This window comes from Vibrio cortegadensis (assembly GCF_024347395.1).
Lineage (GTDB): Bacteria > Pseudomonadota > Gammaproteobacteria > Enterobacterales > Vibrionaceae > Vibrio > Vibrio cortegadensis.
Window position 1 is genome coordinate 964,485 of the sequence record NZ_AP025473.1, and the last position, 16,622, is coordinate 981,106.

Here is a 16,622-nt window from a genome sequence, read left to right on the forward strand (position 1 = left end):
ATGAGTAACGTGATTCCATGGGATGCATTATTTGGAGGCGTTTTGCTAGGCATATCAGCATCTTTGCTTTTGTTGCTTAGTGGAAAAATTGCCGGGATAAGTGGTGTATTAAGCGGGTTAATGAAAATTAAGAAAGGCGACTTCATATGGCGGTTACTATTTGTGATTGGCATGATTAGCGGTGGTTTTCTTTGTGTAAACTTATTCGGTGGAAGTGTACCCGCGCAGTTTGATTCGTCATTTTTGGTTTTGGCCGTAGCGGGTTTACTGGTTGGTGTTGGAACTCGATTAGGTAATGGGTGCACAAGTGGACACGGGATCTGTGGTTTAGGCAGGGTTTCTCGTCGCTCAATTGTAGCAACCTCTATTTTTATGGGTGTTGCCGCATTCACTGTTTTTGTTCGTTTACATTTAATTTAAGAGAGTGGAATAAACATGAAGCATCTTATATTTAGTCTTTCAGCCTTAGTTTCGGGCATTTTATTTGGCGTGGGTATGGTGCTCTCGGGCATGACTGACCCAGCCGTTGTTATTGGGTTTCTTGATGTATTCGGTGAGTGGAATCCTAGCTTGATATTTGTGATGGGCGGAGCATTGGCAGTATTCATGCCGTTCTACCATTTTGTAATTAAACCGCGCCAAGCTCCTGTGGCGGCGGATGAGTTTTGTATAGCATCAAAGACTAGCATTGATATGCAGTTAGTGGTTGGAGCATCTGTGTTTGGTTTAGGTTGGGGATTGGCAGGAATTTGCCCTGGGCCTGCCGTATCTAGTTTGGCTTTAGGGAATGTCGACGTCTTAGTCTTCTTTTCAATGATGATGCTTGGACTCGGTGGTACGAATAGGGCATTGCAGTATCGTGATAATAAAATCATGAAAAAAGCCATGAACTAATGACCATCGACAGTAGCAGTAACTTGAATTGAGTTTAAGGTTGCTGATCTTGTTTAACTGACCTTGTTTAACTACCTCTGATTAACGCATTGTTATTGAGTCTATGCGTTAGAGATTGAAGTGATGCTGATGTTGATCGAAAATTGTGGATTAGTTTTAGTACATTTTAGATATTTGGTGTCTGAAATGTACATTTTTGTTTCATTAAAACATCAAATTTAAAGGTGCATAAAAAACAATAAAAATGATAGAAAAACGCCACGTTTTGTGAGCCGATGACAGTCGACGTCGAACACTAATCTTTAGAGCCTTTAGCCAAAAGGGCTGAGTAAATTTCAAGTCCCCAAAGCACATTTTTCAATAATTTCATTGTTTCTTTTAGAAGTGGGATCGCGTGCGTTAGATCGAGTTGATCTTGCACAGTAGACGCAATTCCTTGATCTAGATCAATGCTATAAATAGGTGCTTTTCGTCTAATACGCCACAACATATGGTGTCAGTTAAATAATAAATAGCCCTATATAGTGTGTTTGTGGATAAGTCTGTGAGTATTCTAAGGGTAAGGGGAAATAGTGAAACCAATCGTAATTAAGCGCGACGGCTCAAGAGCGCCATTCAATAGAGATCGTATTCAATCAGCAGTAGAAAGTGCAGCTGAACACATTGATAATGAAATGGCGATATACGCACTCAACGTAGCTTTAGCCGTTGAAGTGAAGCTAAAAGATTACGATGAAGTACACATTTCAGAAATCCAGACTTTAGTGGAAAATGAACTGATGCAAGGTCCGTATAAAGGACTTGCTCGCTCATATATTGAATATCGCCATGACCGCGATATTTCTCGTGAAAAATCGAGTGCGTTAACAAAAGAAATCGAAGGCTTAATCGAAGAAAGTAACGCAGATCTACTAAATGAAAACGCCAATAAAGATGGCAAAGTGATCCCTACCCAGCGTGATTTATTAGCGGGCATCGTAGCAAAACATTATGCAAAAACTCATATTTTGCCGCGTGATATAGTACAAGCTCACGAAGATGGTGATATCCATTATCATGACCTAGATTACGCACCATTTTTCCCAATGTTTAACTGTATGCTGATTGATCTCAAAGGCATGCTGACTCGTGGGTTTAAAATGGGCAACGCAGAAATCGATACACCAAAATCGATTTCAACAGCAACCGCAGTGACAGCTCAAATCATTGCGCAAGTGGCGAGTCATATTTATGGTGGCACAACCATCAACCGTATTGATGAAGTGTTAGAACCCTATGTACTAACAAGCTACGAAAAGCACTTAGCCGTTGCAAAAGAGTGGGATATCCATAATCCAGAAAAATTTGCAATGTCTCGTACAGAGAAAGAGTGTTATGACGCGTTCCAATCGCTTGAGTATGAAGTAAACACACTCCACACAGCAAACGGACAAACTCCTTTTGTTACCTTTGGTTTTGGTCTAGGGACTAGCTGGGCTTCCAAACTGATCCAAGAGTCAATTTTGAAAAACCGTATTGCTGGTTTGGGTAAAAACCGTAAAACAGCGGTATTCCCAAAACTTGTGTTTGCAATTAAAGACGGTTTAAACCATCAAGCAACAGATCCGAACTACGATATCAAGCAGTTAGCATTGGAATGTGCAACAAAGCGTATGTATCCAGATATTCTTAACTACGACAAAGTTGTCGAAGTGACGGGTTCATTCAAAACCCCAATGGGCTGCCGCAGCTTCCTAAATACATACGAAGAGAATGGCGAATTAGTACACGAAGGGCGTAATAACCTTGGTGTGGTTAGCCTGAACTTACCTCGTATTGCACTTTCTGCGGGTGGTAATATTGATCAATTCTACACTCTGTTAGATGACAAACTTAAACTGGCACGTCGAGCACTAGAAACTCGTATTAGCCGTTTAGAGAATGTAAAAGCTCGCGTTGCTCCTATCCTATACATGGAAGGCGCGTGTGGCGTACGTTTGAATGCTGAAGATTCTATTGCAGAGATCTTTAAGAATGGTCGAGCATCAATTTCACTGGGCTACATTGGTATCCATGAAACAATGACGGCGTTATCAAGTGGTGAAGGCCACATCTATGATGAAGCTGAATTACGTGAAAAAGCGCTTGATATTGTTCGTTACTTAAAGAAAACAGTGGAAACTTGGACGAAAGAGACGGGTTATGCATTTAGCTTGTATGGTACTCCGAGTGAAAACCTATGCAGTCGCTTCTGTCGTATTGACACCAAAGAATTTGGCTTAATCGAAGGTGTAACAGACAAGGGTTACTACACCAACAGTTTCCATCTTGATGTACAAAAGAAAGTGAACCCATACGATAAGATCGATTTTGAAATGCCATACCCTGATATCTCAAATGGTGGTTTTATCTGTTACGGTGAGTTCCCTAACATGCAGCAGAACGTTGAAGCGTTAGAAAATGTATGGGATTACAGTTACAGCCGCGTTCCATACTATGGTACGAATACACCGATTGATGAGTGTTACGAGTGTGGCTATAACGGTGAGTTTGAATGTACCAGTAAGGGCTTTACTTGTCCGAAATGCGGTAACCATGACTCAACAAAAGTGTCGGTTACTCGCCGTGTATGTGGCTACTTAGGCAGCCCAGACGCGCGTCCATTTAACTTCGGTAAACAAGAAGAAGTTCAGCGACGCGTTAAACACTTGTAGTCATCATATTAGCAACGTTTAGGCTCAACCTAAAACAAGAGACTCGTTGCTGATATTCTGAAATTCAATTATCAGGCAAAGCATTCATGTTTATGCCTGATAATTGTCTCAATTTAATGTCCCACTTCGCCCTCACTAAGTCCGTCTTAATTCTCCACTGCCACAAGGGGTAATGATTGATGAATTACAATCAATATCAATCTGTTGATGTTATCAATGGTCCCGGAACCCGCTGTACGCTGTTTGTGTCTGGTTGTATCCACCAATGTAAAGGTTGTTACAATCAAATCACCCAAAAACTCGATTCTGGTCATCTGTTCACGCAAGAGTTAGAAGATCACATCATTAATGAGCTGAATGACACAAGAATAAAGCGAAGAGGGCTATCTTTATCTGGTGGAGACCCGTTACATCCAGCCAATCTATCTGCGATCTTAACGTTAGTGAAACGTGTTCGAACTGAATGCGAAGGAAAAGACATTTGGATGTGGACAGGGTACAGATTAGATGAATTAACATCTGAGCAACAAGAAATCGTCAAATTTGTTGATACTCTGATTGATGGAAAGTTTGAGCAAGAATTGGCTGATCCCGCACTGGAGTGGCGAGGAAGTTCAAATCAAATCATCCACTGTTTTACTTCCTTTGATGATTAACTAAGCTACAGTTCAATAACAAAGTTATAAAATTCCTTTCGATTTTTAATCTTACTAGTGTTAACGTGAAGTCATTACTTGAATTTCAAAGGGTTGTGACTTTCATGTTTACACACTTACCAGAACCAACGCTCGATCCAATACTCTCTCTTTCGGTTGCATACCGTAACGATGCTCGTGCTGATAAAGTAGATTTAGGCATAGGTGTTTATCGTAATAGCCAAGGTGAAACGCCTATCATGCAAGCCGTAAAAATGGCTCAAGATATCGTCGTTGAAACTCAAAAAACGAAGGCTTATGTCGGCTTGGCAGGCTGTGAAGAATTCAATCAAAGTATGATTGATCTGTTACTGACTGATACTTCCGCTATCGGGAGAGTTGCAGCAATTCAAACACCAGGAGCCAGTGGAGCCTTGCGTATGCTTGGTGATTTAATGAAAATCGCCCAGCCTGATACGACGGTTTGGATATCAAATCCAAGCTATGTGAACCATAAGCCAGTCATGGAATCTGCGGGACTGAACGTTCGCTTTTACCACTATTTTAGCCCACAAACTAAGCAAGTTGATACCAGTCGTATGCTTGATGACCTCTCGAATGCGGGAGTAAACGATGTTGTACTTTTGCACGGTTGTTGTCATAACCCAACTGGAGCTGATATTGATTTTTCAGCATGGCAAGCCATCACTGAGCTGTCTCAAAAAAATGGCTTTACCCCATTTGTAGATATTGCGTACCAAGGGTTTGGAGATGGTTTAGAAGAGGACGCCAAAGGCTTACGTTACATGGCTGATAATGTGGAAGAGATGTTAATCACCACATCATGCTCAAAAAACTTTGGTCTATATCGTGAGAGAACAGGGGCTGCAATTGTAGTTGGTAAAAGTAATCATGATGTGGCGAATGCGAAAGGGAAACTACTCACGCTTGCTCGTTCTACTTATACGATGCCACCTGATCATGGCGCAGCGTTGGTCAAAACCATTCTTCAAGATCAACAATTAACTGGTATTTGGAAAACAGAACTTTATGAAATGCAGCAGCGATTAGTGAGCCTTCGTCACTCATTGTGTAATGAATTTCGAACAGTACACAACACAGATCAATTTGACTTTATCGAAAGTCACAAGGGGATGTTTACTGTGCTAGGATTTAATTCGGAACAGATGCTGCAATTACGCGAACAATTTGGCATTTATGCGGTTGGAGATGGCAGAATAAATATCGCTGGTTTATCAGAGCAGCACATTCCTTTTGTCGCCCGATCGATTGTACAAGTGGCGTAATGAGCAATGTTTTGTATTGCTTGGTTGGTTAACTCTTCCAAGCTGTAAGCATTATAAGTTGGATTAGGTGAACGAATGAATAAGTGGAAAAACATAATTCCCCTCATGCTTTGCAGTAGTTTGATGGCGTGCAATTCTACAAGCCCATTGTCATCAGAACAAAGCGAGATGGCATCTCAACCAAAAGCAGAAATTGAACCAAAGATAGCTACTGAGCCAAAGATAGAAACTGACCCTGCACTAGAGGCTGAAGCTGAAATTAAACAGGAAAATAAAGCAGTAAGTTCTGTTGAAGAACCTAAGCTTCCCGTAGTCAATGAGAAAAAGACGGTTGATGGGAAGCTGATCTTAGGTGAGGAAGAGTGGGTATACTTTCCCGGTCTGAAAGAGAGTTTTAAAGCTCGTATTGATACTGGAGCAACAACTTCCTCTATCAGTGCGACAGATATTGTGCAGTTTGAGCGGGACGGTAGAGATTGGGTAAAATTTAAAATCTCACATGGAGATCTTAAAAGTGCAGAGATTAATCTTCCTGTTGAACGTTGGGTTAAGATTCGCCAGTCTAGCAGTGAAGAGGGTGATAAAAGGGCGATTGTTGTTGCTTGGATTGAGATAGGAAACTTGAAAGATAGAACCGAGTTCACGTTAGCCGATCGTAGTCACCTCTCTTATCCGGTACTCATTGGGCGAAGTTTATTTAGAGATATGGCAGTTGTGGATGTGAGTAAAAAATTCGTACAGTCAAAAAGAAAGAAATAAATTCTACTGTTCACCGTTTTCATAACATTGATCGAATTAAAATAGAAAAGCCTAAACCGTATTCCGATTTAGGCTTTTTATTTATATCTCTTGATTGAGATAGAGCGAGTATTTAAGCATTAATTACTCGCGGGTTTAGTTTTTCAGTCGTCAATTGAATCAGAAAACTTGTGTTTAACTTCAACGAAATCATCAATAGATTGTGTAAAGGCATCAACGACCTCAGGATCGAAGTGCTGTCCTGACTCACTTTTTATCAGTTCTACCGAATCGTCAATAGACCAAGCCTTCTTGTACACTCGCTCACTAGTTAGAGCATCAAAAACGTCGGCAACAGCAACAATACGCGCTGATAGGGGAATGGCTTCACCAATCAAACCGTACGGATATCCCTTACCGTTCCACTTTTCATGGTGATATAACGCAATATCTTTAGCCATGTTTAATAGGGCTGAGTTTGAGTCAGCAATAATGGCAGCCCCATATTCAGGGTGACGCTTCATTATCTCCCACTCTTCAGGATCAAGTTTACCCGGTTTGTTTAATATATGGTCTGGTACCCCAATCTTCCCTATATCGTGCATTGGAGAAGCATGAAGAAGTAACTCGCGCCACTCTTTATTCATCGACATTTTTTTCGCTAGGATAACGGAGTAGTAACTCATTCTCGTAATGTGGTGGGCTGTGTCATTATCTTTAAATTCAGCAGCGCTACCAAGCCTAGTTAATATTTCATACCGAGAGGCTTTCACTTTATCGTTTGCACGTTTACCTGTGTAAAGGGTAAATAGCGTAAATGGAACACTAAATAAAGTAATGAGACCGAAGATTATATATGCCCCGTCGCGCAATGAATAAAAGCTACTTAATACTTCAGATTTATCTTTCTTAATGAAGTAGGCCATGTTTAAGTGTTCATTCCACTGAGCGCTTACAAATACTTCTTTTCCACGGTAATCAACAATCGATGCAAGTTGTGCTTGTTCATTCTCATCGACACTCAGAGCGGTGATCTGGGCGATGGATTTAGAAAATTTTATGTTAGCTTTGCTAACAATATCAAAGCGTAACGGTGAAATAATGTTACCGCTACGATCGGTGTATAAGAACTCACCGCTCTCTCCAACATTATAATTATCAAAGTCAGAGCTTAAGCCATTGTTTTGGCCGATTTCATTAAATGATACCGCTACGACTTGTTGATCTAAGTTGAAAATAGGAATGACTAAGTAGAGTGATGTTTTAATTTTCCCATCAAAACTGACAGAGGTTATCGACGGTGATAGCGTCATTTTGCCACTGACCGCTCGAATAAAAGCACTATTGGAAGACATGTCAATTTGAGACAGGTTTAGTGGTGAGCCGTAATTTAATAAAATCTTACCTTCACTTGAAATGATGGTCTTAGATTCTCCGCTAATGAAAGCATCATATTTATTAAAGAAGGCGATGAGTTCTGCTTCATGAAATGCAGCCTCTTGAAGGTTCTCTTTTTCACTAGCAAGTACCAGCTTTGCTAATGCAGTTTGGAAAGTAGGTTTTTGGGTGATGTAGTGGTGAATATTTGCTCTAATTTCACTAAGTTTGTTGATGTTAACAGAGATCTCGTGCAAGGTTTGACGGGCTGTATTCTTATATTTATCTTCAATTGATTGCTTATTTACATCTAAAATGTACCAACCACCAGCCATACTCAGTGTAATAAAAATACTCATCAAAACCACGAGTATGATTGAAAACTTGGTTGTACCAAATGAGTAAGAGTTATCGTCTGCAAGGCTTCGCTGAGAGAGAATAGAAAAAACTAAAAATAGGCTAGATATAAGAGCAATGAAAAACCCTGCTAAGGTAATCGTTTTATTTTCAAACCTTGAGCCTTCTTCGCTATTACGTATCGGTTGCATTTCAAGATCGTAATAGACTTCTAATAGACCTATATATTGATTGCTAAATGCAATATTGGCTTCTTGTTTTGCAAGGTTCGTAATTTTTTTGGGAAGAGGCACATTGAAGTACGTTTTTTCATGCAAAGTATAATAACTAAAGAAGACCTCATCAGAAAAGGCGTCAGTAATTTTAACACCACGGATGATTTTATTATTATTGAGCTGTGAACTGAGGGAATGGCGCAATTGATCTTTGTTTATATTATAAACAAAAGGCGCGCTTAGATCTGCAATTTCACTTGTTGCCACAGAAATGGCAGTACTTGTATTGGCTGAAGGCGTCATTTCAACCTTGATCGCTTGATGCACAAGAATAAATAAGCTGGCAGCGAGCAGTAATATGGAGAGTATTTTAGCCTTAAAATGCATAAATTATTCCGTATGCTCATTCATGATGCGTGTTATTTCACCGCTTTCTGTCATTAACTTGATTTGGCGATTAAATTCAGGAAGTAAATACTGATACTTTTTTGCCAGTCTAAATCTAAGGTTATAAATGGCAACAGGTTTAGTTCGTTCCAAGTAACCTTGTTCAATCTCAGGCTTAATGACATCAATTGGGAAAAGGGCATAATCGCAACGATTCAACTTCAATAGATGAATGGATTGTTTTTCTGTTGCGATTTCATTCTTAGTGTTGACGTTAATTAATTTAAAATCATTAAAGCCGAGAATTGAGCAAGGGATAAGCTGGTCAAAATCGCTGATATCGACTTTAGTTTGTTTAAATTGTTTAGGGTTATAAACAATAACCTCTTCGGAGCGGTAGAATGTATCGGTATAAACAGTAGCTTTAATTTCTCCAGGTTCAAGTCTCCAGTCTTGCGCAATACCAGGCTCCAGATCCAGTTGGCCATTTTTCATGTACAAGCGAATTCTTGCTTGGGGTAGCTGCTTGTATGTGAATGTTACATCGAGTTTCTCACCAATAATATTGAGGATATCGATGTAGGCCCCTCGGATTTGACCATCATCCCCTGAACGATAGAAGTAAGGCGCTCGATCCTGATCGATTAAACCAACGTTTAAAACAGTTTCGGCACTAGATACACCCCAAGATAACGTTGCAATTAGGCCAATTAATAACTTTTTTTTCATAGCCATCTCTTCATTGTTTACTATTATTATCGTGCACTAACTTGCTTATTAAAAATGTGCATCTTTTAGATTAAATACATACAAAATAATAACATATTGAGTGTGAAAAAAAATCTTAGTTTTTATATTGTGATGAAGTTCAACTAAATAATACACACCAAAAAAGTAATGAATACAGATGATTAATGATTGGTTTTTGGATGGTTAATGGGCGGGTTGTATCATTGTGAATTAATGTTACCGTTATGTTTTTTCTATACAGGCGTGCTAATTTTATAACACGCTTGCCTTTCTAATAATGAAAACGGACAGACATCACCATCTGGTGGCCGTAAACGCCGTTATTCTTCATTTCAGCCCCAAGCGCGAGCTGTTCTGTAGAGTAAAAACGGGCACCAAAAGCAAAGGTCGATTTTGTATCATCGTTATCGATGATTTTGCCGAATTTGACATGGGCTTCGATTCCTTCTAGTACCCAAAAACGGGTGCCGATATTCACTTCGGTTTTGAACGTTGTGTCTGAGCTGTCTTTCACACTATGAAGTAGCATTTGTCCATATACATCGCCAAATTGGTTAATAGGACCATTAAACCCTATGCCACCAGCAAGATCCCAGTCATTGCTAAATTCACTATCGAAACGACCAATAAAGTGTGAGTTTTCAGTGAAATAGGTAGTCAGTTCAGTTCCAAATGTGGCAGGGCTAGTACCCATCCTGAATTCCATCATGTTGTAATTGAAATTATTAGCCTGTGCTGAAATTGGAATAAGGCTTAATAATCCCAAAGCTGCGATACGTCGTGCTTGTCCTAGCATGAATGCTCCGAAGTCATAGGTAGACTGAATTTCGATATAATACAAAAAAAGCCTGCAATATGCAGGCCATTAGTGCTAGAACTTTGATTTATTACATGATTTGGATGTGGTCTACTTCAATCTCTGGCGTGTTGCCTCCTTCATACTCACCAAAAATACGGACTTTAGTATTTGCATCTAGTGGTGTTGCTAAATGGACATCATCCAATTCTATTTGAATTTCAGCGTTGCCATCTGAAAAAACAAACTTGTCATTTTTTAATTGACGAATGATAGTGCCATCGATAACTACATCTTTTTCTGTAAACATACTGGTATCTTGAAGTAACTCTGAAACGGAGGTTGTATCGACAGGGCCATTATACTGGATAGAAGCTTGGCGATTGTTATCGTGGCCGTTGCCCGCTAGCGCTAGTGAAGGTGCAAGGATTAAAGTGGATACTAAAGCGATAATTGTTTTTTTCATAAGAATGTCTCTTTCGTTGTTCGTTTAAGTTGTCACTATTAAAGCACTCCTTTTTTGAATTAATACTGAGTGTTACATTCATTTTCGGTTCATTTATCGGAGCACTATCTTGGGAATGAGGGTAAAATAGTTTTATCAATAACGAATCTAATGACTTAAGAAGACGTATCACTATGCATGCACCGATAAAATCGTTAATGGTCCAAGGCACGACATCCGATGCCGGGAAAAGTGTTCTTGTGGCAGGTTTATGCCGTGTATTAGCGAGGAAGGGCGTTAAAGTTGCCCCATTTAAACCACAAAATATGGCACTCAATAGTGCCGTTACGAAAGATGGTGGTGAAATAGGACGAGCACAAGCGGTGCAAGCTCAAGCCTGCAATGTTGAACCAACAGTGCATATGAACCCTGTATTATTAAAGCCTAACTCTGATACTGGCGCGCAAGTCATTCTTCAGGGGCGTGCTATTAGTAATATGGAGGCGACGAGTTACCATGATTATAAGAAAGTGGCGATGGCAACCGTCATGGACTCGTTTGAAAAGCTTCATGCAGAGTTTGAGAGCGTCATGATCGAAGGCGCGGGCAGCCCTGCTGAAATTAATTTAAGAGCGAATGATATTGCGAATATGGGGTTTGCGGAGAAAGCAGACGTTCCGGTTATTATCGTTGCCGATATTGATCGTGGTGGGGTGTTCGCTCATCTCTATGGCACGCTAGAGCTACTCTCTCAATCAGAGCAAGATCGTGTTATTGGTTTTGTTATCAACCGATTCCGAGGTGATATCGCGTTATTGCAATCCGGTTTAGACTGGTTAGAAGAGAAAACAAACAAGCCCGTGCTTGGTGTTCTACCTTTTATCCACGGGTTAAATTTAGAAGCAGAAGATGCCATCATATCGGAACAGGTCTCAAATGATGATGCGAAAATAAAAATTGTGGTTCCTGTGTTTACAAGAATCAGTAATCACACCGATTTTGATAGTTTACGGCTGAACCCTGATATAGATTTCCGTTATGTGGGTAAAGGTGAAAAATTAGATAGAGCTGATTTGATCATTCTCCCCGGTACGAAATCGGTAAGAGCGGATCTTGATTACGCTCGATCTCAGGGGTGGGATGCGGATATCAAACGTCATATTCGTTTAGGCGGAAAGGTGATTGGTATTTGTGGTGGTTATCAAATGCTTGGGCAATTGATTGAAGACCCTCAAGGTATTGAAGGGCCAGCCGGAAGTAGCGCGGGTTTAGAGTTATTCGATATTCAAACCGAACTTAAATCTGAAAAGAATCTTACCAACGTAACTGGAACGCTCACTTTGAATAACAAATCTGTCCCAGTCTCAGGGTATGAAATTCATGCTGGTGTGAGTCAGGTAAATGAATCTCAGCCTGTTTTGTTGAGTAACGGGCAAGCAGACGGGGCAGTGAGCAACTGTAATCAAATCATGGGAACGTATCTCCATGGTTTGTTTGAATCACCACAAGTGACGAGCTTGATTTGCGAATGGGCAAACCAATCCACGGTTGAAAGTGTTGATTTTGAATCTATTAAAGATAATGCGATCAATACGATAGCTGATGCGATTGAAGAGCATATGAATTTAGAACAATTATGGCCAGAACTGAAAAACCACTGGGGCAGAGACAATTCAAATGCTTAAAAAAGTTATTACAACAAGTGTTATAAGCATGCTCTGTATTTCACTGAATGCGCAAGCTAACGTGAAAATATATTCTGCATCATCATTAACCAATGTTATGAATGCCTTATTGGCAGAGTTTAAAACGACTAGTGATACGGATGTATTACCAATCTATGGGGGGTCTTCCTCATTAGCAAGGCAAATTGAACGTGGTGCACCTGCGGACCTGTTTATCTCTGCTAACGAAAGTTGGATGCAGCATTTAGTGAAACGTGGTTCTGTTTTGCAAGAGAATGTGTTCCCGTTTACTCAAAACCAATTGGTTCTTATAGCCCCTAAAACATCGACACTTGAACCGTTTGCCATTGAGGATATTCGCGACTGGCAAACCAATATTGGTAAAGGGCGACTGGCAATCGGAAATCCACAAGCCGTGCCTGCTGGTATTTATGCAAGACAAACCCTTCAATCGTTAAATGTTTGGAATGCTATGAAGTCATTAACTGCGCCAACGAGTAATGTACGCATGACCTTAGCGTTGGTTGAAAGGGGTGAAGCTCCACTCGGTATTGTCTATAAAACGGATGCATTACAAAGTAAGAATGTCCAATTGATCACTGAGTTTGCTAGTACAAGTCATGATCCTATTCGTTACCCTCTTGCTATCGTTAATACTTCGCCGGAATCGTTAGAGTTAGCGGCATTTTTACAATCTGAAAAGGCTCAAGAGATCTTGATTCAATTTGGGTTCAACTCTTTAGCTCAATAAGAGAATCGACATGTTGTCAGACTTTGAACGCGATGCACTTTATTTAAGTTTGAAAGTCGCATCGATCAGCATTTTATGGCTAATTCCTATTGGGGTTGGGTTCGCATGGCTGTTAGCAAGAAAACAGTTTATTGGAAAAGGGATAGTAGATAGTATTTTACATCTTCCCCTTGTTCTTCCTCCTGTTGTCATTGGGTATCTATTGCTCGTAGTCATGGGAAAGCAAGGTATTATCGGCCGATGGTTAGCGGATAATTTCAATGTTGTTTTCAGTTTCAGTTGGAAAGGGGCCGTATTAGCGTGCGTCGTTGTGGCTTTACCTCTAATGGTACGTGCAATTCGGCTGAGTTTAGATAGTGTTGACCCTAAGTTAGAGCAAGCGGCAAAAACATTGGGAGCTTCTCCTTTTAAAGTATTTATCACGATTACACTGCCTATGATCATTCCGGGGATTATTACCGGTACTATGCTCTCTTTTGCCCGAAGTTTAGGGGAGTTTGGTGCAACCATCAGTTTTGTTTCTAACATTCCAGGAGAGACTCAGACCATTCCATTGGCGATGTTCAATTTTATCGAAACCCCAGGGATGGAATTCGAAGCGGCGAGACTGTGTGGGATTTCAATTGCGATCGCACTGGCATCTTTACTTTTTTCTGATTGGTTGTCCAAAAAAGCCAATAAACGCTTGGGAAGTCAGTCATGAGTTTAATTTCACTGCAATTTCAAAAGCAGCTTGGTGAAACGCAATTTGATGTTGATCTTGATATTCCGGCGACAGGGATTACCGCTATTTTTGGGCGTTCTGGTGCAGGAAAAACATCATTAATTAATGTTATCAGTGGGCTAATCAAGCCCGATTCTGGCTTGATAAAAGTTAATGACCGTATTTTGTTCGATGATAACCATTCAATCGATGTCGCCGTAGAGAAAAGAAACGTAGGCTACGTATTCCAAGACGCTCGCCTTTTTCCTCATTATAGTGTCAAAGGCAATTTAACCTATGGTGTAAAGCAAGCAGATGACGCTTATTTTTCTAAGGTCGTTACACTGTTGTCTCTGACTAAGATGCTCGATCGCTATCCTGCGGATCTTTCTGGAGGGGAGAAGCAGCGTGTGGCGATTGGCCGAGCATTATTGAGTAAACCAGACATATTGCTCATGGATGAACCTTTAGCATCGTTGGATTTGCCCCGTAAGCGTGAAGTTATGCCGTTTCTAGAGAAGTTAGCTGACGAAGTAAAAACGCCAATCCTGTATGTGACACACAGCTTGAATGAAATTTTGCGATTAGCAAGTCATCTGGTGATTGTGAATGATGGCAAGGTAGAAATTTCAGGTTCAATTGAAGAAGTTTGGGGTTCAAACTCCATGCGCCCGTGGCAGTCTTTCTCTGAGCAAAGTAGTTTGTTTGAAGCCACCATCGCTGAACATCATCGCCAATATGCACTGACCAAAGTTCAATTAGCAGAGAATGTCTTTCTATGGGTTCAAGGGATTGATGGGAAGCTAGGTTCATCCATTAGGCTTCAGGTACGAGCTAACGATGTTTCAATTGCTTTAGATAAACCGGAGCGAACATCCATCAGGAACATCTTAAAAGCCCGTGTAAGCCTCATAGAGTCGAAGAACATTGCGAATGATAAGCAGAGTGTTGGTGTTCAACTTGATTTGGGAACAAATAGGCAACTTTGGGCGACAATAACCCCTTGGGCATTAGATGAGTTGGATCTTAATATAGGGATGGATGTCTATGTTCAAATCAAAGGTGTGAGTGTCACTCAACGCGATATCGCATTTACACATGAATAGTCTTCATGCGCTAATCCGTATTGGATTTAATGAGCCATTTTACTCAGTAACTAGATAAAACCGGCAGGAACAAAAAAGCATGTCACCCACGAGTTAATACTCGCCAATGCCATGCTTTTTGTGTGTTTTTTAATAATGTAACCGATAAATAGTTATATTATTTTACGAACACTTCTTTGAAATCACGCTTCAAAATTGGGTCGCGACGTGCTTTCTTTATTTGCTTAACCATATCTTTCACACAGTTGTGAAGGACTTGGTCAAGAAGCTCTGCACGATACTCTTCTTTCGCTTCGTCAGTCATATCTTCTGGTAATTTCAACGTAGGGAACTCTTCCATTACGTTAATACCAGCAAAACCCTGACTTACAGAAATTAATGCGTGGAATTGTTCAAAACTGTCTAGCACATTTTGTGCACTTGCTGGAAGTGTATCCCAAGCATCACGTACTGCATCTTCAGATACTTCATGAATCGACGTAACCATGAAATACATCGCTTCAGGGACTTGATCAAACTCCATGACTTTGCGTAGTTCTGGTGAAATAGTTTCTAGATCAACTTTAGGTTGCTCTGTGTTAGTTGCGTCTGACATGACAAATTCTCGTATAAAAGAAAGCAATGCTAAAAAGTTTCAGCCAAAAGTCAACGAAATATAGCAAAAAATCGTGAATGAGCCTGTTTCATATGGTATATCTACTTGTATGTTAGCTAATAATTAATAAGGCTATTTATGAGTGTTGCGGGTTCTTCAATGCGAATTCTACTCGTCGATGACGTGAAGTTAGACCGTATGCAGCTTGCTATTAGGCTCAAGCAATTAGGACATCAAGTGGAAGCGGCAGGAAGCGGAAAAGAGGCCTTAGCTGTCTATTCAAGCTTTGACCCGGATTTAGTTTTACTCGATATATCAATGCCCGACATGGATGGTTTTGAAGTCTCTCAAAAAATTCGTAGTCAGTTTCCTGATTGGGTTCCCATTATCTTTTTGAGTAGCCATGAAGAGCCAGAAATGATTGCACGAGCGATTGAGGCTGGGGGGGATGATTACCTGATTAAACCCGTTGATCGCCTTGTATTAAACTCGAAGTTAATCGCGATGCAGCGGATAGCTATGATGCGACGAGAGCTTAAAACGGCGTCTGCAAAACTTGAAGAGCTCAATGCTATGTTGCAACAACAAGCGAATGAAGATGGGCTCACTAAGTTATATAACCGCCGATATATGGATACGCAACTAGAAGATGCTATTGGTTGGCATGGTCGCCATAAAATCCCATTTTGTTTGATTCTGCTTGATGTTGACCATTTTAAACCATTCAATGATAACTACGGTCATATAGAAGGTGACAAATGCCTTCAGTCTATATCTAACACACTTAATGAACTCTTTACACGCTCAGGTGAATTTGTTGGCCGTTATGGTGGAGAAGAATTTGCGGTATTATTAAGTGGTGTCGGTGATAAGAAAGCAGAAAAAGAAGCGCTTCGAATCAAGTCGAAAATTGTTGAGCTTGCCTATCCACATGCTTATTCACCAACTGCTGATTATGTGACGGTCTCGCAAGGGATAGTTACGCTAATTCCAACAGGAAAAGAAAAGCCGAGTGACATTTATCAGAAAGCGGATCAAGCGCTTTATGAAGCAAAGCAGAATGGTAGAAATAGTTTTAAAATGTGGATTGAAACGACTTAGCACTTAGGATGTTTTATCGGCTATTGAATTTATCGGCTTTTGATATAAAAGCCATGTAATCGAGATGAATCGAAATCATCAAAATTA

General features: G+C 40.3%; 16 protein-coding genes. 11 read left to right on the forward strand and 5 right to left on the reverse strand.

Annotated features, from left to right (window positions below; genetic code table 11):
* The 6 genes from OCV39_RS18550 to OCV39_RS18575 all read left to right on the forward strand — a co-directional run bounded on the left by OCV39_RS18550 (position 1) and on the right by OCV39_RS18575 (position 6,288).
* Positions 1-420: a YeeE/YedE family protein gene (locus OCV39_RS18550; RefSeq protein WP_113798085.1), complete on the forward strand. Its 420-nt coding sequence runs from the start codon at positions 1-3 to the stop codon at positions 418-420.
* A gap of 15 nt (positions 421-435) precedes the next feature.
* Positions 436-894, forward strand: coding sequence for a YeeE/YedE family protein (locus tag OCV39_RS18555; RefSeq protein ID WP_261889654.1), 459 nt, complete (start codon positions 436-438; stop codon positions 892-894).
* Positions 895-1,466: 572 nt separating this feature from the next.
* Positions 1,467-3,587: an anaerobic ribonucleoside-triphosphate reductase gene (nrdD, locus tag OCV39_RS18560; protein ID WP_261889655.1), complete on the forward strand. Its 2,121-nt coding sequence runs from the start codon at positions 1,467-1,469 to the stop codon at positions 3,585-3,587.
* A 179-nt stretch (positions 3,588-3,766) separates the two neighbouring features.
* Positions 3,767-4,243: an anaerobic ribonucleoside-triphosphate reductase-activating protein gene (gene nrdG / locus OCV39_RS18565; RefSeq protein ID WP_113797975.1), complete on the forward strand. Its 477-nt coding sequence runs from the start codon at positions 3,767-3,769 to the stop codon at positions 4,241-4,243.
* Positions 4,244-4,347: 104 nt separating this feature from the next.
* Positions 4,348-5,529, forward strand: a complete 1,182-nt coding sequence (locus OCV39_RS18570) for an amino acid aminotransferase (protein WP_261889656.1) — start codon at positions 4,348-4,350, stop codon at positions 5,527-5,529.
* A 75-nt stretch (positions 5,530-5,604) separates the two neighbouring features.
* Entirely contained in the window at positions 5,605-6,288 is a 684-nt protein-coding gene (locus tag OCV39_RS18575; RefSeq protein ID WP_261889657.1) for an ATP-dependent zinc protease family protein, read from the forward strand.
* Positions 6,289-6,431: 143 nt separating this feature from the next.
* On the opposite strand, the gene OCV39_RS18580 is transcribed toward OCV39_RS18575, so the two are convergent.
* The 4 genes from OCV39_RS18580 to OCV39_RS18595 form a co-directional block, all read right to left on the reverse strand.
* On the reverse strand, positions 6,432-8,603 hold the full coding sequence (locus OCV39_RS18580) for an HD domain-containing phosphohydrolase (protein WP_261889658.1): 2,172 nt from the start codon (positions 8,601-8,603) through the stop codon (positions 6,432-6,434).
* A gap of 3 nt (positions 8,604-8,606) precedes the next feature.
* Positions 8,607-9,332, reverse strand: coding sequence for a substrate-binding periplasmic protein (locus OCV39_RS18585; protein ID WP_017052786.1), 726 nt, complete (start codon positions 9,330-9,332; stop codon positions 8,607-8,609).
* A gap of 292 nt (positions 9,333-9,624) precedes the next feature.
* The gene (locus OCV39_RS18590; protein WP_017052785.1) at positions 9,625-10,149 is read right to left on the reverse strand and encodes a hypothetical protein; all 525 of its coding nucleotides are present in this window, start codon (positions 10,147-10,149) and stop codon (positions 9,625-9,627) included.
* A 91-nt stretch (positions 10,150-10,240) separates the two neighbouring features.
* Entirely contained in the window at positions 10,241-10,615 is a 375-nt protein-coding gene (locus OCV39_RS18595; protein ID WP_261889659.1) for a YgiW/YdeI family stress tolerance OB fold protein, read from the reverse strand.
* Positions 10,616-10,788: 173 nt separating this feature from the next.
* Here OCV39_RS18595 and OCV39_RS18600 point away from each other — a divergent pair, with 173 nt between their 5' ends.
* The 4 genes from OCV39_RS18600 to modC are packed head-to-tail and all read left to right on the forward strand — an operon-like array spanning position 10,789 to position 14,839.
* Positions 10,789-12,279 carry a cobyric acid synthase gene (locus OCV39_RS18600; protein ID WP_261889660.1) on the forward strand — a complete coding sequence of 497 codons (1,491 nt, stop codon included), beginning with the start codon at positions 10,789-10,791 and terminating at the stop codon, positions 12,277-12,279.
* On the forward strand, positions 12,272-13,030 hold the full coding sequence (gene modA, locus OCV39_RS18605) for a molybdate ABC transporter substrate-binding protein (protein WP_261889661.1): 759 nt from the start codon (positions 12,272-12,274) through the stop codon (positions 13,028-13,030). Before OCV39_RS18600 ends, modA begins: the two co-directional genes overlap by 8 nt.
* A 10-nt stretch (positions 13,031-13,040) precedes the next feature.
* Positions 13,041-13,733 carry a molybdate ABC transporter permease subunit gene (gene modB, locus OCV39_RS18610; protein WP_390903256.1) on the forward strand — a complete coding sequence of 231 codons (693 nt, stop codon included), beginning with the start codon at positions 13,041-13,043 and terminating at the stop codon, positions 13,731-13,733.
* The gene (modC, locus tag OCV39_RS18615; protein ID WP_261889662.1) at positions 13,730-14,839 is read left to right on the forward strand and encodes a molybdenum ABC transporter ATP-binding protein ModC; all 1,110 of its coding nucleotides are present in this window, start codon (positions 13,730-13,732) and stop codon (positions 14,837-14,839) included. Before modB ends, modC begins: the two co-directional genes overlap by 4 nt.
* Before the next feature lie 157 nt (positions 14,840-14,996).
* Here modC and OCV39_RS18620 read toward each other — a convergent pair whose 3' ends face one another.
* Positions 14,997-15,434: a DUF3069 domain-containing protein gene (locus OCV39_RS18620; RefSeq protein WP_017051200.1), complete on the reverse strand. Its 438-nt coding sequence runs from the start codon at positions 15,432-15,434 to the stop codon at positions 14,997-14,999.
* Between the two features lie 138 nt (positions 15,435-15,572).
* Between OCV39_RS18620 and OCV39_RS18625 the strand changes: the two genes are divergently transcribed.
* Complete coding sequence (locus OCV39_RS18625; protein ID WP_171756350.1) at positions 15,573-16,535, forward strand: GGDEF domain-containing response regulator; 963 nt, start codon at positions 15,573-15,575, stop codon at positions 16,533-16,535.
* Positions 16,536-16,622 lie beyond the last annotated feature (87 nt).